15 protein-coding genes are annotated in these 20,656 nt (G+C 70.9%); 6 read left to right on the top strand and 9 right to left on the bottom strand.

What is annotated here, in order from left to right; genetic code table 11:
• Positions 1-84 precede the first annotated feature (84 nt).
• Positions 85-1,284 (top strand): vanadium-dependent haloperoxidase, encoded by a 1,200-nt coding sequence (locus LV79_RS12805; protein ID WP_253835353.1) that lies wholly within the window; start codon positions 85-87, stop codon positions 1,282-1,284.
• A 40-nt stretch (positions 1,285-1,324) separates the two neighbouring features.
• Here LV79_RS12805 and LV79_RS12800 read toward each other — a convergent pair whose 3' ends face one another.
• Positions 1,325-4,069 carry a tetratricopeptide repeat protein gene (locus LV79_RS12800; RefSeq protein WP_253835351.1) on the bottom strand — a complete coding sequence of 915 codons (2,745 nt, stop codon included), beginning with the start codon at positions 4,067-4,069 and terminating at the stop codon, positions 1,325-1,327.
• A 410-nt stretch (positions 4,070-4,479) separates the two neighbouring features.
• On the opposite strand from LV79_RS12800, the gene LV79_RS12795 reads away from it, so the two are divergent.
• Positions 4,480-5,649 (top strand): Fic family protein, encoded by a 1,170-nt coding sequence (locus tag LV79_RS12795; protein ID WP_253835349.1) that lies wholly within the window; start codon positions 4,480-4,482, stop codon positions 5,647-5,649.
• Between the two features lie 1,083 nt (positions 5,650-6,732).
• On the opposite strand, the gene LV79_RS12790 is transcribed toward LV79_RS12795, so the two are convergent.
• The 6 genes from LV79_RS12790 to LV79_RS12765 form a co-directional block, all read right to left on the bottom strand.
• Positions 6,733-7,359, bottom strand: a complete 627-nt coding sequence (locus LV79_RS12790; protein ID WP_253835347.1) for a hypothetical protein — start codon at positions 7,357-7,359, stop codon at positions 6,733-6,735.
• Positions 7,360-7,433: 74 nt separating this feature from the next.
• A complete protein-coding gene (locus tag LV79_RS33815) occupies positions 7,434-7,844 on the bottom strand; it encodes a hypothetical protein (RefSeq protein ID WP_285469946.1) in 411 nt (136 codons plus the stop codon).
• Entirely contained in the window at positions 7,844-10,216 is a 2,373-nt protein-coding gene (locus LV79_RS12780; RefSeq protein WP_253835346.1) for a glycoside hydrolase domain-containing protein, read from the bottom strand. The genes LV79_RS33815 and LV79_RS12780 overlap by 1 nt, the downstream gene beginning before the upstream one ends.
• 142 nt (positions 10,217-10,358) lie before the next feature.
• A complete protein-coding gene (locus LV79_RS12775) occupies positions 10,359-11,819 on the bottom strand; it encodes a benzaldehyde dehydrogenase (RefSeq protein ID WP_253835345.1) in 1,461 nt (486 codons plus the stop codon).
• A 477-nt stretch (positions 11,820-12,296) separates the two neighbouring features.
• Positions 12,297-12,725, bottom strand: coding sequence for a hypothetical protein (locus tag LV79_RS12770; RefSeq protein ID WP_253835344.1), 429 nt, complete (start codon positions 12,723-12,725; stop codon positions 12,297-12,299).
• Positions 12,726-12,782: 57 nt separating this feature from the next.
• Positions 12,783-13,469 carry a GntR family transcriptional regulator gene (locus LV79_RS12765; RefSeq protein WP_253835343.1) on the bottom strand — a complete coding sequence of 229 codons (687 nt, stop codon included), beginning with the start codon at positions 13,467-13,469 and terminating at the stop codon, positions 12,783-12,785.
• A gap of 79 nt (positions 13,470-13,548) precedes the next feature.
• Here LV79_RS12765 and LV79_RS12760 point away from each other — a divergent pair, with 79 nt between their 5' ends.
• The 3 genes from LV79_RS12760 to LV79_RS12750 are packed head-to-tail and all read left to right on the top strand — an operon-like array spanning position 13,549 to position 16,869.
• A complete protein-coding gene (locus LV79_RS12760) occupies positions 13,549-14,697 on the top strand; it encodes an NAD(P)/FAD-dependent oxidoreductase (protein ID WP_253835342.1) in 1,149 nt (382 codons plus the stop codon).
• On the top strand, positions 14,697-16,055 hold the full coding sequence (locus LV79_RS12755) for an MBL fold metallo-hydrolase (protein WP_253835341.1): 1,359 nt from the start codon (positions 14,697-14,699) through the stop codon (positions 16,053-16,055). The genes LV79_RS12760 and LV79_RS12755 overlap by 1 nt, the downstream gene beginning before the upstream one ends.
• 58 nt (positions 16,056-16,113) lie before the next feature.
• Positions 16,114-16,869, top strand: coding sequence for a sulfite exporter TauE/SafE family protein (locus LV79_RS12750; protein WP_253835339.1), 756 nt, complete (start codon positions 16,114-16,116; stop codon positions 16,867-16,869).
• Positions 16,870-18,092: 1,223 nt separating this feature from the next.
• Here LV79_RS12750 and LV79_RS12745 read toward each other — a convergent pair.
• The gene (locus LV79_RS12745) at positions 18,093-18,236 is read right to left on the bottom strand and encodes a hypothetical protein (RefSeq protein ID WP_253835337.1); all 144 of its coding nucleotides are present in this window, start codon (positions 18,234-18,236) and stop codon (positions 18,093-18,095) included.
• Positions 18,237-18,353: 117 nt separating this feature from the next.
• Positions 18,354-19,469 (bottom strand): ROK family protein, encoded by a 1,116-nt coding sequence (locus tag LV79_RS12740; RefSeq protein WP_253835335.1) that lies wholly within the window; start codon positions 19,467-19,469, stop codon positions 18,354-18,356.
• 73 nt (positions 19,470-19,542) lie between these two features.
• On the opposite strand from LV79_RS12740, the gene LV79_RS12735 reads away from it, so the two are divergent.
• Complete coding sequence (locus LV79_RS12735) at positions 19,543-20,634, top strand: MFS transporter (protein WP_253835333.1); 1,092 nt, start codon at positions 19,543-19,545, stop codon at positions 20,632-20,634.
• The last annotated feature ends 22 nt before the right edge of the window (positions 20,635-20,656 follow it).

Below are 20,656 nucleotides of genomic sequence, written 5' to 3'. Positions count from 1 at the left end.
CCACCCAGTGGGCTCGCTGGACGACCCGCGGCGGCACGTGGTTGAACGGTCACGACGGTTTTCGGGGTGGAACGGGGAGAACGCATGCGACATCGACTCGTGGGGTTGGCGGCGGCCGTGCTGCTGGGCGCGGTGGTGGCCGTGCCGCAGGCCCAGGCGCAGCGGGTGGACGCGGTGGTGGAGTGGTACGACGTGACCGCCGGGGTGCTGGCCGCCGCGCCCGCGCCGACCCAGGTGACGAACAACCGGACCTGGGCGATCAGCTGGCTGGCGGCGGCCCGCGCGGTCCGGCACGGCCACGACCGGGCGTTCACCGAGGCGGCCGTGGCCTCGGCGGTGCACGACTCGCTGGTGCGCCTGGTCCCCAGCCGCGCGGCGGAGGTGGACTCGGCGCTGGCCACGACCCTGGCGCGGATCCCCAGCGGTGCGGCCAAGTCCCGGGGCGTCGCGGCAGGTTCGGCGCAGGCCCGGCGGACGCTGGCCGAACGCGAGGGCGATGGTCTGGACCCGGCGTCGGTCAACGCGCCGTTCACGGTGCCGCCCGCCGCCCCCGGGGTGTGGCAACCGACCCCACCCGCGTACGCCCCGGCGATCCAGTACGGCAACCGCTCGGCCAAGCCGTTCACGTTGCGCCGGGCCGACCAGTTCCGCCCGTCCCCACCGCCCGCGCTGGATTCCACGCGCTACCAACGGGATCTGGCCGAGGTGCGGGACTACGGCTCGGTCGACAGCACCGTGCGCACGGAGGCCCAGACCCGGATCGCGTCGTTCTGGTACCAGGGCTCACAACCGGCGTTCGTGACCCCGGTGCGGGTCGCCTTGACCGAGTCGCGCGCTTCGCTGGCCGACCGGGTCCGACTCGTGGCGGTCTACAACGTCGCCGCCGTCGACACCCAGATCGCCACGTCCGACGCCAAGTACGCCTACCAACTCTGGCGCCCGGTCACCGCCCTCCGCACGGGCGGCCTGCCTTCGTGGACGCCGCTGCACGTGACGCCCGCGCACCCGGACTACCCGAGCGGCCACGCGACGTACGCGGGGGTGTCGGAGCAGGTGCTGACCTCGCTCACGGGCCCACGCACCCGGCAGCCGTTCGACCTGACCAGCCCGACGGCCCCGGGCGTGGTGATCCAGTACCAGACTTGGCGCGACCTGAGCCGCGACAACATCAACGCCCGCGTCTGGTCCGGCATCCACACCCGCATCGCCGACGAGGTAGGCACCGACCTGGGCCGCACGGTCGGCCGCCACACCTTGGCGACCTTCGACCGCCTGCTGGGCTGACCGAGTCCTGGTGCGGGGCCGACGGTCCCGCACCAGGACCTCAGGGCATTCCGTCGAGCAACGCCAAGATGCCCTCGACATCGCAGCCGAGGACTTCGTGCAACTCACGGAAGTCCCTGATGGCAACCCGGACCTGCACAGTCGTCGGCGACTTACCCATCGCATCCCGGACGATCCTGTGCGCTTCTTCTGACTCGCCGAGTGCCAGCCGGTAGACGGCGATATTGAAGGCGATCCTGAGATCCTGGGGAGCAACCCGAGCATTGACCTCTTCCGTGGCCACGGCGCGCGACAGCCTCTCCCGGGCGACCTCGACACGTCCGGCCCCGATCAAGGCCAGCGCGGACTGGTAATGATACCAACCCTCATTGAGGTCATCGATCTCCGTCGCACCGTCGAAGTCCGCGACTGCGTCATCATACCTACCCAGGATACGGAGAACCTCTCCGCGGCCACCGAGCGAAAAGCTGCTGTTCGAATCGATCTCGATTGCCCGATCGAAGCCGAGGAGCGCTTCGTTGAACCGTCCTGCTATCCGCAGCGAATCCGCTCGCAAGCTCAGCCCCCAGGAACTCTCAGGAGAGAGTTCGAGCGCGCGGTCGAAGTCTCTCAGAGCGTCCTCATTTCTCCCGATGTCAGAGTAAATAGACCCCCTAGCGAGATAACCTTGAGCCCGGTCCGGTTCCAAGGATATGCAGCGCTCACAATCAGCTATCGCGTCATCATAGCGGCCCATCAGCAAGAGAAGTTCGGCACGTCGCGCGATACTCGCCCGCGATCCGGCACTGAGTTGGACGATTCGATCGAATTCCGCCAGAGCGTCCTCGTACCGAACCAGTTCCGTGTAGATTTGACCCCGAACCCCAATCGCCCATCCGTAGCCAGAATCAATCTCAATGGCACGGCCGAGATCGATCAATGCCTTGTCGCGGTTCTTCAGCTGCCAGTTGGCCCAGCCCTTGCTGGCAAGCGCCCAGGAGTACTCCGGGTTCATCTCGATCGCGCGGTCGAGATCAACGATCGCCTCGTCGTATCGGCCGAGTAGGCGGTAGGCGTCCCCGCGCCAGGCGATGGTCCAGTACTGATCCGTCCGGATGTTGATCGCGGCGTTAAAGTCGGCGAGGGCGGATTCTTGATGGTTCGCGTCTTGGAGGGCACCGCGCTCGCCTAGGGCTGTGGCCCGGTCCTGGTCTCTTACAGTTCGGTCGTTGATGAGGTCGGTGAGGAGTTCGAGGGTGTTCTCGCCGGTTTTTGAGACCGCCGGAAGTGCCTTGGCGCGGGAGATGACAGCCGGGTTGGCGGAGTCGGTACCCGCTTGCCGGATCATTCGCAGCCAGTAGCCGACCGCGCTCGAACGCCAGGCGATCGCGTCGATCAGGCCGCCCAGAGCGGCAGGGAGTGCGGCCTGCCCTTGGGCGCACAGGCGGTGGTAGTGCTCCTCCAGCGCCAAGTCCTGCCATGCCTCGCTCTTCCAGGCGTCGCGGCCGGACAGGCCGAGGCCCTCCTTGGCGGACGCGTAGTGCGTGGCGAGGGCCTGGTGCCGGTGCTGCCAGTCCAGTGTGGACTTTCGGCGGAGGACGCGGAGCATGGCTGACCGGACGACGTCGTGGTAGCGGTAGCCGGTGGCGTGTTCCACGACGAAGGGGAGGCGGCCGAGCCAGGTGAAGTGGTCTTCGGCGGGGGTGGGGGCGCAGGCGGCGGCGAAGACGTCGTGGTCGAGGCGGCGGGGTAAGGCGCCGTGGAGGGCGGCGGTGCGGCGGTCGGGGTCCGGTTCCCACTTGAGGAAGCGTTCGACCGCGCTCCCGCTGGGGTCACCGACAGCGTCGGCCTCGTCGGGGTGGGTGCTGGCGAGGGTCGCGACCCAGACCGGGAGGCGGCCGGACAGTTCCAGGATGGTGTTGACGACAGCGGGCTTGGTGACACCCCGGTCCGCGAGGAGTTGGCGGGCCTCCTCCTCGGTGAAGACCTCCAGCGGGTAGTCCGCGCGGACCGGCAGGAACTCGCCCCAGCGGTTGGCGTCGAGCGGGCTCTGGCCCGCGATCGTGAGCAGCAGCGTGCCGGGCAGCGACCCGTGGTGACCAGCGAGCACGTCGAGCAGCCACGGGTCGAGGAACGCGCCGGTGCGCTCGTAGGTGTCGAAGAACAGCGCCACGGGTCGGCTGGCGGCGATGGCGTCCAGGTCGCGCAGGAACGCGGCGGTGAGGACCTCGACCGGGGACAGGATCAGCCGCATGTCGTCGTGGTTGCGGAACTTGCGGCCGAGGAAGGTGCGCATCCGGTCGACCCGGCCTGCGACGGCGTCCCCGTCGACCTCCTCGGCGACCGCGCCGACGAACGGGATGTCGCTCGCGGCCCGCAGACCCACGCGGACGACGGTGCGGGTGAGGGCGGACGAGATCTCCTCCGGTGTGCCCGGGTCGGTCTCCAGTTCGTGCCTGCGGGTGCGGTAGTCGGCGAGCAGCTTGGGGAAGTCGCGGCAGCGCGCGCCCTGCTGGTCGAGGTCGGCGACGATCGCCTCGATCGCGGTGAGCACGTCGAAGACCGATTCGTCCACCGACGCCGTCAGCACCTTGGCCTCGCGGGCGATGCGGGTGAACTGCCGCATCAGGAACGTCTTCCCCACGCCCGCGGAACCGTGGAGCGTGAACAGGAACCGCCGCCTCGGGTCGTCGAGCGGCAGCGCCAGGTTCGCCTCGAACTCCGCGAGCTGCTCCCGCCGACCGACGAAGCCACCGGACTGACGGCGGCGGATCAACTCCTGCAACGTCGGGACGCGTTCGGCCACGACGCACCTCCCCTGGACCACCGGCACCTGTGGCCAGTATCGCGTACGAGGCGGGCCGGGCAGGTCGGATCGCGGCGCAAGGGGTGGTGCTGCGATAAGCCGAATGGGTTGCGCCGTTTCTCCGGGGTCGCCCGCGACCGCCGGGACAATTGCGTCCTTCGGGTGAACTTCGCAGTTTGCACGGGAAGGCGCACGCGCACCTGCGGCGCGCTGGGGCCGTGATCGGCTCGCGGGAGTGGACCACTACCGGCCTTCGCCACGCGGGGCTCGGGGGTGACGTGTGAGTTGATCTGCGTGATGACGCCCGCCGGGAGTGGACCAATCCGGCGGGCAGGCCGAGGATGTCGATCAACGAAGTGGAGATCACACCGTTTGTGGATATCGCGTCGCGTCCCCGAGGCTTCCCGGCCATGGCGACGACGCGGTCATCTCCCGCGGGTATGTGGATCCCGGTGCGCGACGAGTGGGACGGGGTACCGGGACGGCTGCTGACCGAGGGAGCGTTCCTGCCCAAACCCCTGCCGTCGGACGTCGTGCTGTCCTCGCGCACCCACCGCGCCCTCGCCGACGCGCAGGAGGCGTTGGGGCGCTTGGACGAGGCGACCGTGCGGCTGCTCGACCCGTCGGCGTTGGTGCGGGCCACCCAGGTCCGCGAGGTGCAGCGGTCGGCGCGGTTGGACGGGATCAGCACGGCGCTGCTGGAGGTGCTGGTGTCGCAGCTGCCCGGCGTGCGACCGGAGACGGCGGTGGAACCGGCGATCAGCAGCTACTTGCGCGCGGGCGACACCGGGTTCGCCGCACTCGACGCGGGCGTCACCGACCACGTCGCGCTGATGTCCTCGGTGGCGGCGGCGTTCGCGGGCGTCGACACGGCGGGCACCGACATCTGGCGCACGGACCACTCCTGGCTCGGCGGCACGGACCCGTTCCTGCTGGCCAGTCCCCCGGGCGCGGCGAGTCGGGCCGCGTTCGAGCAGTTCGCCGCGTGGTCCTCGGGTGAGACGGAGATCCCGGTGCTGGCCAAGGTCGCGCTCGGGCACTTCTTCCACGAGGTCGTCCGCCCGTTCCGGCACGGCAACGGCCACATCGCCCGGCTCTACGTCGGCCTGGAGCTGGCGCGGTCGGGGGTGCTGCGCGGCCAGGTGCTGCCGCTGTCGACGTGGATAGACCGCAACCTCACCGAGTACCGCGCCCGCATCCGCCGCCTCGCCGACGAGGGCGACTACGAGCAGTGGATCGCGTTCTTCGCCGAGGGCATCCGCGCGGTCTCTCGCGACGAGCTGCTGCTGATCACCAAGCTCGAGGCCGCGCACGAGGCCCTGCACCGCAAGCTGTCGGGCAGGCGCACCGGCAACATCCGCAAGGTCCTGACTGCCCTGATCGCCACCCCCGTCACCAACCACCGCCAGGTAGCCGAACTCCACGGCATCACCACCAAGAACGCGGGCGACGTCTGCGCCCGCCTGGTAGACGCGGGCGTCCTGCACCGCCTCGACGAAAAGCCCTACGCCAAGGCCTACTACGCCCCCGACCTCCTGCGGCTCCTCAGCCTCACCGACCCCATGCCCACCCGCCCATAGCCCCTCCGCAGGACGGTGCGGGGACCCGACTCACCGGGTCCCCGCACTGGCCTCTCTCGCTTGCGGCCCCGGCCCCGCTCAGACGGCCCCTAGCCCCGACTTCGCGCTACTGGCCCCGACTTCGGCCCGCCAGCCCCGCGCGCCCCCCAGCGCACACTGCCGCCGCACACGCCCCCTCTAACCCCAACCTCTCAGCCCTACCGCTACCTCGAACCCTTACCGCCGCCCCCAGCCCACGTCTCCCACCCCGCCCGCCTAACCCGACAGCTACGCCTACCCCCAACCACTGCCACACAACCCCTGCACTAAGCCCAACCACGACCTCGTAGCGCTACCGCGCCGCCGCCCCTCGCTTCGCGCCCGCGCGCGGTCCCTCCCCCGCCCAGCCCCCACCCTCTCCGGGGGGCGTCCCTGGGCCAGTCTACCGGGACCCACCGACAGTCGATCTTGAAAATGGGGGCGCGGTGATCCACATGTGGATAACTTCTGTCACCCGTCGGCATGAATATCGGCGCGGGGTGGGTGGCGAATCGCCTGGCCACGGGCGTGGGGGTCGCTGGAGTGGGTGTGGCGGTGGGCAAGTCGTCGCCGGGGTGATCGACTTGCGGCCGTCAACTAGCCGGGACGTCCACAGTGGACAACACGGGCTTGGCGCGGTCAGGGCCGCGCGAGCCCAGCGAGTTCAACCAGGGCGCGGCGCGCGCCTCTTAGCGCAGGATCGCCGAAAGCCCGCAGGTGCGCCGGAAGCCGCCGGAGCACCCGGAAACACCCCTCGCCGGAGCACCTCGCTTCGCGCCCGCGCGCGCAGGCAACCCCCGGCCCGGCCCCCACCCTCTCCGGGGGGCGGCCCTGGTCCAGTCTACCGGGACCCCCCGACGGGCGATCTTGAAAGCACCCCCGCAGAGATCCACATGTGGATAACTTCTGTACCCCATAAGAGGGAAAAATGGAGCCGGACAACAAGAGATCCGCAGGTCAGACGCACAAGAGCGGGACAAAGGGAACCAGCGAGGCCAAATCGCCGGCGAGGGTGATCATCCAGGAAGTAGATGTCCGAATCAAGTCCATAATGGACAGAAGGAGCTACCGGCGGCGTTGGTGACGTTCCAGCGCTAGGGCGCGGGAGCGGCGGGTTGGGACGAACGGGTCCGGGATGGCTCCGGCGGCGGCCAAGGTGCGGGCGGCTTTGGCGGCGGCCGCTGGGGTGGCGTCCAGTTCGAAGTGGCCTTCCTTGGGGGTGACCGGGTCGTCGCCGCCCCAGCGGATTGTGGCGGAGCAGTCGGCGAGGATGTCGCGGAGGACGGCGATCTCGTGGGGGAAGAGGCCGCCGGTGGCGCCTAGGGGGAAGCGGGTGGGGAGGAGGGCTATGGCGGTGCCGGACAGGTAGTTGGACTCCAGCGGGGCGGCGACGCGGCGGTCGGCGGTGTGGCCCTGGATGTCGCCGGGGCCGAGTTCGGCGATCTCGTAGTGGAAGCGGCGCGCCACGTGGCCCAGCAGGGCGGCGACGTCACCGCCGAGCACGGTCATGACCGCGGCCGAGCCCTCGACCCGCACCTCCGTGATGCCCTTCGACCGGATCGGCCAGCCGTTGGCCGAGTTCCGCGCACCCCACCGGTCCGTCGACGCCGCCGCGGGGACGGTGCCCACCCCGACGACCAACGCGGCCGCACCCACCCCGGCGAGGAAACCCCGCCGCCCCAACTGAGCCATGCCCCTACCCCTCCCAATCCCATCCGTCCACGCGACCGGCACCCGACCGGCCACGCCCAAGCATCCAAGCCGGCTCACACCCGCACAGCACGTCCGGGCAGCCGAGCCCACGCCCACACCACCATCCCGACCGAGGCCACCACCGCCACCGCGAGTCCCCCCAGCGCCGGGTTCACGTACGCGGGCACCAGGTCCACCCCAGCCGCGCACCGCCTGCTCAACGGCAGCAGGCTGGTCGCCCCGAACCGGGCGTCCCAAGCGATGCGGTACGTCGTGGCGCAGGTCTCGGCGATGTCCGGCGTGTAGAGGTGGACCGCCCCCCAGCCGTACGTCGCCACGGTCAGGGACGTGGTGATCACGCACGCCGCCACCCACGGCCGGACCGACCGGGGCATGCGGCGGATCGCCCGGTGGACCGCGATCCCGAACAGGGCGACGAAGGTGAGGAGCGGGACGGCGGTGATGATGGCGCCGGGCAGGTCCATCAGCCGAGCCGGGCCAAGCGCGACCGCTCCTGGTTGACCAGGCCGAGCAGGGTGTCGGCGTAGCCCTGGAGGAACGGGGTGAGCTTGCTGTCGGGCATGTGGCCGGGCAGCAGCGCGTCCCAGCCGCCGGTCTTCTTGATCGCGGCGGTGCGCAGGGCGGCGAGTTCGGTGTCGCCCGCGTTGCCGAGCAGGTTGCGGGCGGTGGCGACGACGTGCTCGGCGCGGCCGCCGTGGCGCAGGTCAAGGAAGCGGCGGAACCGGGTCAGGCAACCAACGGTCAGGTGTTGGCGCACGGCCGTGTTGATCGGCGTCCCGGCCAGCACCGCCCGGCCGACCAGGTAGCCGTCGACGTCCTCGATCAGGTCGCCGAACGGGAACGACGAGCACACGTTGATCTTGGCGAGCCGCTCCGAGCAGAAGGCGTACCCGGAGGCGTACTCGGTGCCGTTGGCCCGCCACTCGCCGTAGAACGTGGCCAGATCCCCGCCCCACCCACCGAAATCGCCCCGGTCCGCGACCTCGCCGGTTCCCGCCCCCCGAAGCAGAACGGCGTTGACCGTCGCTCCAAAGTGGTCAGCGCCGATGTCCACTCCATACCCAGGATCGGCATAGCGGACCACCCGCGCCGGGCCATTGGCTGCCGCGTAAGCGATCCAGTCGCGATCGACGTCCCCAATCAGGTTCTGCCAACCGGAGTAGAGGTCCACATAGGTGGGATACCGCAGGTACTCCGCGACCCGCAAGTTCGGATCACCCTTGCCGTACCGGACCGCCGTCGCATAGAGGTCGTCGACGTACTTGAGGTAAGCATCCACAGGGGACTGCTGCCCGCCAACCCCCTCCGGCCCAACACCCGGGTCGCTCCCCGCGCGGTGCACGACGCGGTCCAGGTCGAACCGGTCGGACCCGGAGACGAACGAGAACTCCTTGATCTGGTTGAACGACCAGTTCGCGGGCAGCGGGAACCCCAGGTTTCCCGAGAATCCCCAGGACATGCCGGAGACGAAGGAGAACCGCGCGTACGCCTCGTCGGTGACCCGCGAGCACACGTTGCGCGACCCGTACACCCCGGCGATGTACCACTTGCCCTGGCTGGCCAGACCCGCCTGCACACCGCGGAAGTACGGCAGGATGTTGCTGTCGATCTGCTCGTCGGTGGCGTCGTAGTCGACCGCGAAGTAGATCACCGCGCCGCGGTTGAAGCCGTACCCCGCCGCCCTGGTGTGCGCGCGCAACGCGTGCTGGTACCCCTGGTCGTAGGTGAAGTCGCCGAGCAGCCGGGAGTTGTACTGCGAGATCGGGAAGACCCGCAGCCCACCGGCGAAGATCGCGTCGAGCTCGCCCGGCTGCAACTCCTTGTCCAGCGTGCTGGTCGCGTCCTCGTCGAGGTAGCGGCCGACGACGGTGTACCCGGCGGCCCGCAGCGCCTGGGCGCGGGTCACGCTGATGTGGAACCGGGTGTCGCACGCGGTGGCGGGCCGGTCGGGGTCACCGCTGGAGACCAGCAGCTGCGCCCAGGTCGGGTAGTCGCCGTACCCGGTGGCGGGCAGGGCCGAGAAGCGTTGGAAGAACTCGACGAACCGCTTCAGGTCGGCGTCGAAGGTGGACTTGAACACCGCCCGCACCGGCAGCGAGTTGTTGCCGGGGATGGTGTCGTCGGGCACCGGGCCGTTGAACACGCAGGCGGCGCTGAAGAGCTGGACGAACACCCCGGACTTGCCCAGCGACACCGGGTGCGCGCGCAGACCGTCCTGTGTGGCGGGCCCGAAGTTGCCGGTCGCCTGGTCCTCTGGGATGCCGAACTCGTACTGCAGCGCCCGCATCAGCGCCTTCTGCACGTCGCGCGAGAAGTGCCCGTCGCAGGGGATGACGAAGAACGTCGACTTGGCCAGGTACCGGCTGTTGAGCCACTTCTGGATCGACCGCACCTGCTCGTCGCCGCCGGAGAGCAGCACGTAGGCGTCCATGGTGAGCAGCGCCTTGAACACCTTGGGCGGCACGGTCCCGTCGCCGCCCAGGCCCATGTCCGACTTGAGCTGCGTGACGGCGGCGATGGTCTGCTGACCGTACACACCGTTGGTGGTACCGCCCCAGTACCCCTTGCAGTACAAGGCGTGCTGCACGATCCGCACGATGTTCGCGTTGGTGTAACCGGGGCCGACGTTGCCGCGTTGCCCCAGCAGCGACAGCGTGGTCGGGCCGAAGCTGTCGGAGAGCGCGGTGATGCCGAGTTCCCGTTGCAGCGCACGGGTGAGGGAGAACATCGTGCTCCACGCCGAGCGGCCGTCCTCGGGGCAGCGGACGTACCCCGGTACGGCTCCATAGGTCGCGTTGACCCACTGCTGCGCCTCGAGAACCTTGATGTCGGCCATGGACCGGTGCCCCCCGTGACTCGGAAATCAGCGATCGGAGGATACGGCGCGGGATCCGGCGTGCGGGCGGGTCGGCACAGACCCTCCGCACGCCATCACCATTCCTCCACAACTGGCTTCCGGTCACCGGCGGCGGGCGGGGTCAGAACGGGTACCGCGGGAGATCGCCGCGCAGGGTGACCCACTGGGTCTCGGTGAACGCCTCGATGTTGGCCTGCGCGCCACCGTGCCGGGAGCCGGTGCCGGACGCGCCGACCCCGCCGAAGGGTGCCGTGGCCTCGTCGTTCACCGTCTGGTCGTTGATGTGGACCAGACCGGAGGGGATGCGGCCCGCGAGGTCGAGCCCGGCGGTGACGTCGCGGGTCAGGATGCCCAGCGACAGCCCGTAGCTGGAGTCGGCGGCCAGCGCGGCGACCTCGTCGACGGAGGAGAACGCGGTGACCGGCGCGACCGGGCCGAAGATCTCCTCCTGGTAGGCGGGCACGTCGACCGGCACGTCACCGAGCACGGTCGGGCGGTAGAACAGGCCGTCGAAGGTGCCGCCGGTGCGAACCGTGGCGCCGCCCTCGGTGCTGGCGGTGACCAAGCCGTGCACCCGGTCGCGCTGACCAGCGTCGATCAGCGGCCCGAGCGCCACCTGCTCGCGGAACGGGTCGCCGACGGGCAGGCCAGCGACCTTCTCCGCGAGTACGGCGGTGTACTCCTCGGCGATCGACTCGTGCACGAGGTGCCTGCTGGTGGCCATGCAGATCTGCCCGGAGTGGGTGAAGGTGCCCCAAGCGCCGACCGACGCGGCAGCGGTGACGTCGACGTCCGGCAGCACGATGAGCGCGGAGTTGCCGCCCAGCTCCAGGTGCGCGCGCTTGAGGTGCTGACCGGCGAGGGCACCGACCGCGCGGCCCGCCCTGGTCGAGCCGGTGAACGCGATGACCCGCACGGCGGGGTCGGTGACCAGCGCCTCGCCGACGTCCGCACCGCCGGGGAGCACTTGGAGCAGGCCCTCGGGCAGCCCAGCCTCGGCGAACACCTTGGCGAAGATCGCGCCGCCGGAGATCGCGGTGCGCGGGTCGGGCTTGAGGATGACGGCGTTGCCCAGCGCCAGCGCGGGGGCGACCGCGCGGATGGCCAGGATGGTGGGCACGTTGAACGGGGCGATCACGCCGACGACCCCGGCGGGCAGCCTGCGGGCGAACGAGAGCCGCGGCGCGCCGGTGCGCAGGAGCTCGCCGTACGGGTGCGAGGGCAGCGCGGCGGACTCGTAGCACTCCTGGGCGCTGGTGTGGACCTGGAACTCGCCGAACGGGCGGATGGCGCCGGACTCGCGCGAGAGCCAGTCCTTGATCTCCTCGGCGTGCAGGGTGAGCAGGTCACCGGCCCCGCGCAGCACGGCGGCCCGCAACTCGTACGGCGCGGCGGCCCAGGCCCGTTGCGCCGAGACCGCGCGGACGGCCGCCTCGCGCACGTCGGCGGGCGTGGCCTTGCCGACCTCGCCGAGCGACTCACCGGTGGCGGGCTCGACGGCGGTGTAGGTGCCACCGCTGGCCACCGTCCAGTCCCCGGTCCAGACCTTGCCCTGCCACGCGCCGTCGTCCAGCAGTGCCATCCGCGTCTCCATCCGTAGGTTCCTGTCGAGCCTGCTGCATTGTTGAAGCTGAGACAACTTGATCCCACCCCTGGCCTGCGACTCGGTCGCCGGGGCGATGGCGGCGCGCGGTCGACACGATGGCCGGGAGTCAGTCCACAGTGAACAGCGGACCCCTCGGCGCGGTGCTCACCGCCGCTGACGATGAGCTACCCAGCCGCGCGGGCAGGCGGGCCGCGGGTGCCAGCGGTTCGCGTCCAGCCGGCAGTTCACCAAGCAGTAACCACCTCAACTGTCCACAACGCCCCGACCTGTCCACAGCACCCGCGGCGTCCATCCACATCACCCGGAATCCCTCCACAGCCCCGAAGCGACCCTGGTTCACCCCGCACTCCCCGACCTAGGCTCGATTCGGGGGCTGCTCAGCGCGGTGCCGCAGGTCAAGCCCACAATCGGCCGGTTCCGACTCGCCAAGACCTGTGGACAACCAAGCCGCGATCACCCGGTCGAGCGCAGCAGGGCGCGGACGTGAGCGGCCGCGTCGTCGTCCACGTCCACCGCCATCGCCAGGGCTCGGTGCAGGTGCCTGCGGGCGGGCCCGGCTGACCCCATCCCCTGGTGGGCCCGAGCCAGCGCGACCGCCAGGTCCAGCCGTGACCCCAGCGCCTGTTCAGCGCGGTCCAGGTAGATCACGGCGGCCGGGAAGCGGCTGGCGCGGAGCATGATCTCGCCGATCAGCAGCAAGGTCTCCCCCGCCGGTTCCCCACGGCGGCGGACTTCGGAGAGCAGTTCGAAGGCGGCGTCCAAGGCGCGGTGCCACTGCGCGCCGCGGCTGAACAGGTCGACGAGGTCCGCCAGCACCGCACGGGCGTCGGCGACGGCCAGCGCGCGGACCAGGTGCGACTCCGCCAGCAGGTCATCGTCCACCGCACCGGCTCCGTTCCCCGACCGACTCCCCATGATGCGCGCCCGCGGCCGCGCCCGTCAGCCGCCGAACGCGGCGGTCAGGGTGAAGCGGTCGCCGCGGACCAGGGTGTGGCGCCACTCCATGGGCTGGCCCTGCGCGTGGCTGAGGCGGTGGATGGACAGGCCGACGCCGCAGCCGAGCAGGGTGCTCTCCAGCGGCGAGAACGCGACCGCGCGGATGCTCTCGCGCGCCCGGTCCAGCCGCAGCCCGGTGCGCTCGAGCACGGCGTACACCCCGATCTGGGTCAGGTCGGCCGAGAGCAGCCCCCGCCCGTGCTCCGCCGGGAGCCACACCCGGTCGATGGCCAGCGGCTCGTCCCCGGCCAGGCGCAGCCGCTCCAGGTGGACCAGCGGGATCGACCCGTCCAGGCCGAGGTGGTCGGCAACCACCCCGTCGGCGTGGACCTCCAGCCGCCGCACGACGCTGCGCTGGCTGAGCCCGGCGGTCTTGACCGACGCGTTGAGGCTGTACAGGGTGCCGAGCGGCTGCTCGACGCCGTGCTCCGCGCGCACCCGGGGCCGCCGCCCCCGCTCGGCGGTCACCAGCCCCTCCGCACGCAGCCGCTGCAGCGCGCGCCGGACCGTGGTGCGGCTGACCTGGTATTCCGCGACAAGCTCGGCCTCACTGGGGAAGGACTCGGCGAACTCGCCCGCGCGCATCCGACGCACGAGGTCGTCCTGCACGCGCTGCCACCTGAGGTCCACCACGCAAATGTACCTACTTTTGTTCTCGTCCGGCAGGCCTACCGCCTTAACGTGGCTGTCCGGACAACGAGGAGGCACGATGGTCGTGATCGTGGGCGGTGGGACCGCCGGGATCACCGTGGCGGCGCGGTTGTTACGGGCCGGAGTGCGCGACGTGACCGTGGTCGACCCCGCCGACACACACCACTACCAGCCACTGTGGACACTGGTGGGCGGGGGCCGGGCGCCGCTGCGGGAGAGCGCGCGGCCGCAGGCGTCCGTCATGCCCAAGGGCGTGACCTGGGTGCGCCGGTCGGCCGTCGCGGTCGACCCGGATGCCCGTCGCGTTCGCCTCGACGACGGCACCGACCTGCACTACGACCAGCTCGTCGTCTGCCCGGGCATCCAGCTGAACTGGGACGCGGTCCCCGGCATGACCGAGTCCTTCGCGGGCACGGCGTCGAGCAACTACAGCGCGGACCTCGCACCCAGGACCTGGGAGTTGATCCGCGACACCCGGCGCGGCTCGGCTGTGTTCGCGATGCCGTCCGGTCCGATCAAGTGCGCGGGGGCACCGCAGAAGATCGCCTACCTCGCGGCGGACTACTGGCGCGAGCAGGGCGTGTTGCGCGACATCGACGTCCACTTGGTACTGCCGACGCCGACGCTGTTCGGGGTGCCGGAGTTCGCCGAGGTGCTGGCCGGGGTGGTCCGCCGGTACGGGATCACGGTGCACTTCTCCAGCGAGGTCACCGAGGTGCGCGGTGACGAGGTGGTCATCAACGGCACCACCACGGTGCCTTACACGATGGCCCACCTCGTGCCGCCGCAGAGCGCGCCGGACTGGATCAAGGGGGGACCGCTAGCGGGCGAGAACGGGTATGTGGAAGTCGACAAGCACACCATGCGGCACGTCCGGCACCCCGAGGTCTTCGCACTCGGGGATGCTGGGTCCACACCGAACTCCAAGACCGGGGCGGCGATCCGTAAGCAGGCGCCGGTTGTTGTCGCGAACCTCTTATCGGTCCGAAATGGACAGGAGCCGACCGCGCGCTACGGCGGGTATGCGTCCTGCCCGTTGACCACCGCTCGCCGCCGGATGCTGCTCGCCGAGTTCGACTACACCATGCGGCCGACCCCGTCGATCCCGGTGATCAACACGATCCGCGAGCGCGCCGACATGTGGTACCTCAAACGCCACGGATTGCCCTTCCTGTACTGGAACCTGATGCTGCGGGGGCGGGCGTGATGGCCGGGGCACGCAACCTGGTGTTCGCCCAGTACTACACCGCCTGCCTGTCGCAGGCGTCCTATTTGGTCGGTGACCGGTCGAGCGGGGTGGCCGCCGTGATCGACCCCCGCCGCGACATCGGCACCTACCTGGCCGACGCCGAGGCGCACGGGCTGCGGATCGAGTGGGTGCTGGAGACGCACGTCCACGCCGACTTCCTGTCCGGGCACCTGGAACTGGCCGAGGCGACCGGCGCGGTGATCGGGTACGGCAGCGCCGCGGAGGTCGACTTCCCGGTGCACCGCCTCGTCGACCGCAGGCGGATCTCGCTGGGTGATGTCGACCTGGAGGTGCTGCACACGCCGGGGCACACCCCGGAGTCGATCTGCCTCGTCGTGCGCGAGCACGCCGACGACGAGGTGCCCTACGGTGTGCTGACTGGCGACACGTTGTTCCTGGGTGATGTCGGCAGGCCGGATCTGTTGTCCGCCAACGGGTGGACGGCGCGCGAACTGGCGATCTCGCTGTACCGGTCGACGCGGCGGTTGCTCTCGTTGCCGGATGAGACCCGCGTGTTCCCCGGTCATGGCGCGGGATCGGCTTGCGGCAAGAACTTGTCGACAGCCACCACCGGGACGCTCGGCGAGCAGCGGCGGACCAACTACGCGCTGGCACCGATGACCGAACGTGAGTTCGTGCGTGCGGTGTGCGCTGGACAGCCGACGGCGCCGAACTACTTCGCTTACGCCGCAAACCGAAACCGCGCCGCACGACCTATCTTCGACGAGCACGACCCGGTGCCCGAAGTGTCCATTGCGCACGGATTGGTGCTGCTGGACACCCGCGACCCTTCGGCGTTCGCCAGGGGTCACTTACCGAACTCGATCAACGTGAGCCTGGCAGGCCGCTACGCCGAGATCGCCGGGACCGTCCTCAGCGCGGACGACGACATCGTGCTGGTGTGCGAACCGGAACAGGCCGTGGAGTCCCGGAACAGGTTGGCCCGCATCGGTTTTGACCGGGTTACCGGCTTCACCCGCCCGGTTTCGGTGGTTGCCGCCACTCGGCTTACGCCCGAGGAGCTATCTCTGGTGGCCGCTGAACGTCAGCTGATTGACGTGCGCGGTCCGGGCGAGGTGGAAGCGGCTGGGACGATCGAGGGCGCGTTGCTGATCCCGCTGCCGGAGCTGCTGTCCCGCTTGTGCGAACTGTCTGCCGACCGCCCCACGGTTGTGTTCTGCGCGGGCGGCTACCGCTCGTCCGTGGCGGCTTCTACATTGCGAGCACACGGTTTCAGTGATGTCGCGGACCTGATCGGCGGGTTCACGGCGTGGGTTGAGGCGGGTCTTCCGGTCCGCCAGGCGAGTCACACGTGAACCGCTCTGTCACGGCGCTTCCGCGGGTTCGTGGGGCTTTCGGGTTGGGGTGCGCATGATGGTGATGGCGTTGGTGGCCGGGGGTGTCGTCGGGCTCGCGATGGGCGCGCTGGGCGGCGGTGGGGGCGTGTTGGCGGTGCCCGCGCTGATCTACCTGCTGGGCATGACCCCGTCGGTGGCGGCTACCGCGAGCCTGTTGATCGTGAGCGTGACGTCCGTGGTCGCGCTGAGCAGACACGCGCGCGGGGGCGACATCTGCTGGCGCACCGGTTTGTTGTTCGCGGGGGCGGGCGTCCCGGTGTCGGCTGGTGCGGCCGTGTTGTCCGGACACGTACCCGCGTGGCTGCTGACCGCCGCGTTCGCGTTGTTGGCCGGTGTGGCCTCGGTCGTCCTGCTGGGGACCGAGCCCACGGAGTCCACAGTGGATGCTCCGGTGCGCGCGGCGCGAGCTGTTGGGGCGGGCGCGGGCCTCGGCGCGGTCACCGGCCTACTCGGCGTCGGCGGCGGATTCCTCGCGGTACCAACCCTGGTGACCGCCTTGAGCCTCCGCATGCGAGTGGCGATCGGCACCAGCCTCCTGGTGATCGCGGTGAACTCCCTGGTAGCCCTCGGCACCCGCCTCGCCACCGCCCCAACCCCCATGAACTGGCCCGTCATAGCCCCCTTCGCCGCCGCCGCAATCTTGGCCGCCTGGGACGGCCGCCGCCTCTCCGCAGCCCTCTCCCCCACCACCCTCCGCCGCGCCTTCGGCATCGCCCTAGCCCTAGTAGCCACCGCCATGCTCGCCGACCTAACCCTCCACGCCCTCCGCTAGCCCCCTCACGCTCCCGCCCGACAGACATAACCGGCCACATCGCGACTACTGGCTCCTTGCGCCACGAGGCCCCGCTGGCCCAGCCCAGCTCGCTCACGTCACCTGCCAACCCCACCGCCACGCAGCCCCACAACCGGTCTCACTCACCTGACCGGCTTCGTCTCTTACGCCACCGCCCCGCTTCGCGCCCGCGCGCGGTCCCTCCCCCGCCCAGCCCCCACCCTCTCCGGGGGGCGTCCCTGGGCCAGTCTACCGGGGCACACCGACAGTCGATCTTGAAAGCAGAGGCGCGGTGATCCACATGTGGATAACTTCTGTCACCCGTCCGAATGGATTATGGGCGGGGTCAGGCGACGAAACTGCTGGTCGCGGAGGTGGCAGGGTTCGCGGAGGTGGTGGGTGGCACGGATCGGGTTCCGGGGTGATCGACAAGGGGTGGGGAAGGTGCACGGGTGATCGGCAAGGGCTTTCGGGTGTGATCGACAAAGGGGCGTAGGGCGCGCGGTGCGCGCGAAAAAGCGTGAGCGCACAGGGCACGCGAAGGAAGCAGCGCGCGGGGGCACTTCGAAGGCGGTAACGCGTGGCAGCGGCGCAGGGGGACGTGAGCGCTTAGCAGCGGCGGGGCGTGGGGGCGCGAGCACTAGGCGCGCACACATGCGCGCGAGGCGCGCGAGGGGTGAGCGCGCGGTTGCGGTGGCATACGGGGACACGAGCGTACGGGGTGGCGAGCGTGGGCACGAGGCGTGCGAAGGGGCGTATGCGTGGGAGCACGCCTGAAAGCATGAGTGCGCAGGCACGCGAAGGCGGCAGCGTGTGGGGCGATGGCGCAGGGAGACCTGAGCGCGCAGGACAACTGGGCGTGAGCGCGGGGCGCTCGAAGGCAGTTGCGCGGTTAGCGGTGACGCAGGGTGGCTATGAGCACGGAGGAGCGATGCACGAGCGCGGGGCACGTTGGACACGTGTGAGAGAGCGCGTGGGGCGTGAGCGCGCAGGGCACTCGGAACGGTGGCAGCGGCGGCTCAGGGAGACGTGAGCACCTATGGCAGCAGGCTGCGGCGTAGGGGCGTGATCAGCAGGGCACGCGGGGAGGGGAGGCGTGGGCACGAGGGCACGCAAAGGCGCACGGGCGGGAGGGGGTAGGGCGTCGGGGCGGAGGAGTCAGGGTTGAGGGGCAGGAGAAAAGGTTTGGGCGAGGAGGCGCTAGAGAGGGTAGGGCGGAAGGGTCAGCGTGGGGTGCATTGGCCTGCGGTGTGGGTGCCGGGGAGGCGGTGGCAGCGGCAGGCGCAGAGGTCGTTGTACTCGGCTTCGTCGATGGGGCGGGCGGGGCGGGTCGGGGTGGCGGTGGGGGCCGTGCGGAGGGTGGGCATGGCGAACTCCGGGGAGTTGGCGGGTGGTGAGAGGTATCAGGGACGTACCACGAGCCGCGGGGACTCAATCGGGGAAATCCGCCACGAGCGCGGCAGAAGTCCACTGTGGACGCGGGGTCAGAACGGCCGGTCCAGGTAGCCCTCGAAGGCCAGTTCCGCCGCGCCGACCAGGACCGGTTGGGGCACTTGGCCGACCGCCACCGCGACCTCGTCCGCTCTGGCGACCACCGAGTGGCCCAGTTGCGCGTGGATCCGGGCGCCGCCGACGCGGTGCAGGTCGGCGAGGAGGCCGGTGAGGACGACCCCGGTCGGGACCAGCACGTTGACCAGGTTCGCCAGGCCGGTGCCGAGGTGGTCGGCGGCGGTCAGCACGGCGCGGCTCTCCCGCGCGGCTCCGGCCTCGGCGCGCGCGAGCAGGTGCGGCAGGTGGTCGAGCGGGACCCCGGCGTTGCGCGCGATCGCCCGGCCGTCGGCGTAGAGCTCCAGGCACCCGCGCTGCCCGCACGGACAGCGCAAACCCTTGCGGTCGATGGACAAGTGCCCCGGCTCCAGCACCCGCACCTCGTCGCCGACCAGCGCTCCCCCGATGCCCGTGCCCTCCGACACCAGCACCAGGACGGGACCAGGGCCGCGACCCGCGCCGCGCCGGTGTTCGGCCAGCGCGGTGAGCCCGGAGTCGGTCTCGACCCGCACGTCCACCTCGTCGGGCAGTGACTGCTCGAGCAGCTCCCGCGCGGGCACGTCGTCCCACCCGAAGTGCACCGCGTTGCGCACCAGCCCGCCCGGGCGGACCATGCCCGCGATGCCGACGCCCACCCCGACCAGCGGGCGCTCGCACCTCTTGACCGCCGTGCTGACCCGCGCCGCCAGGGCCTTGAGCACCGCCTGCGGGGTCGTCCCGGGCAGCGCGACGCTGGAGCGGCTGACCACCGTCGCGCCGAGACCGACGACGGCGATGTCCGCGCGCCGGGGTCGCAGGTGCACCGCGGCGACCACCGGGCCCCGGTCGTCGAACCCGAGCAGCGGTGACGGGCGGCCGCGACCGGACGGCGCGGCGGCGGTGGCCGCGATGACGCCTATCTCGGTGAGCCAGGCGGCGGCGTCGCCGACGGCGGTGCGGGTGAGGCCGAGCCGGGTGGTGGCCTCGGCGCGGTTCATCGGTCCGGCGTCGTGCAGCAGCCGCACCAGCCGGACCACCGCGGTGGGCCTGGCCGGTCGATCGGGTCTGGGCACCGGCGTCTCCTTCGCCTACGGTAGGGCGTGTCCGATTTTATCCAGTGCTGAGACAAAAAGGGAAGTGAGCCCGGTGCGACCACTGTGGACCCTGCCGTCCGGGTTCGCGGCCTTCCTCGCTCTCGGCGCCTCGGCCGCGGCGTGGGGAGCGGCCCTGCCGTGGTTGCGCGTCGAGTACGGCCTGGGGCCCATCGGCGGCGAGGAGGTCATCAGCGCCTACAACCTGGGCGCGCTGGTGGCGATCCTGGGCTGCGGGCTGCTGTCGCGGCGGCTGCGACCACGCCCGGTGCTGGCGGGGTCGTTGATCGCGCTGTGCGGGGGTTTGGTCGCGGCAGCGCTGGCTCCGACGTGGGGATCTTTGCTGGTCAGCGCGGTGGTGGCCGGGGTGGGCTTCGGTGGCGCGGTGCTGCTGCTCAACACCGCGTACGCCTCCGGTCCGCGCGGTGTGGTCCTGGTCAACCTGGCCAACGCCATGTTCGGGGTCGGCGCGATCGCGGCTCCGTTGCTGGTGGCGGCGACCGACCTGCCGGTGGTGCTGCTGTCGATCGCCGGGACGGCCCTGGTGGCACTGCCCGTGGTCGCGGGGCCACTCGGCGTGCACGCGCCGACGCCGCCGGTGGACCGGGCGACGGTGGTGCTGATCGCGCCGTTCGCGGTGATCGGGTTCCTGTACGCGGGCGTCGAGACCTCGGCGGGGGCGTGGGTGAGCACGCACCTGACGTGGACCGGGACCGCGCCGGACACCGCAGCCAGGATGACGGCCCTGTTCTGGGCGGGCTTGGCGGTCGGGCGGGTCCTGGTGCCGCTGGTCGCGCGCCGACCCGAGGTGATCGTGCCCGTGTCGTTCGCCGTCGCCACCGCGGGCCTGCTCGTGGCGACCAACCCCGCGCTCGCCGCCGTCGGCTACGCCCTGGCGGGACTCGGCCTGGCCCCGATCATCCCCACGGCCCTGGTCTGGCTCGCCCGCCTCACCCCGCACGCCCACCTGGCCGGATCCGCCCTCCTCACCAGCAGCATGCTCGGCAACGTCATCCACCCGGTCCTCGTCGGCACCCTCACCACCCGCGACCACCCGGCGACCATCCCCCTCGCCATCGCCACCTACGCCGCCCTGGGCCTGATCACCGCCCTCTGGACCGCCCGCCACCGCGCCCTCGCACACTGACCGGGACCGACAGCTACGCGAC

The sequence above is a fragment of the Actinokineospora globicatena genome (genome assembly GCF_024171945.1).
In the GTDB taxonomy this organism is placed as follows: Bacteria; Actinomycetota; Actinomycetes; order Mycobacteriales; family Pseudonocardiaceae; genus Actinokineospora; species Actinokineospora globicatena.
This window is presented reverse-complemented; position numbering and strand designations above follow the sequence as displayed.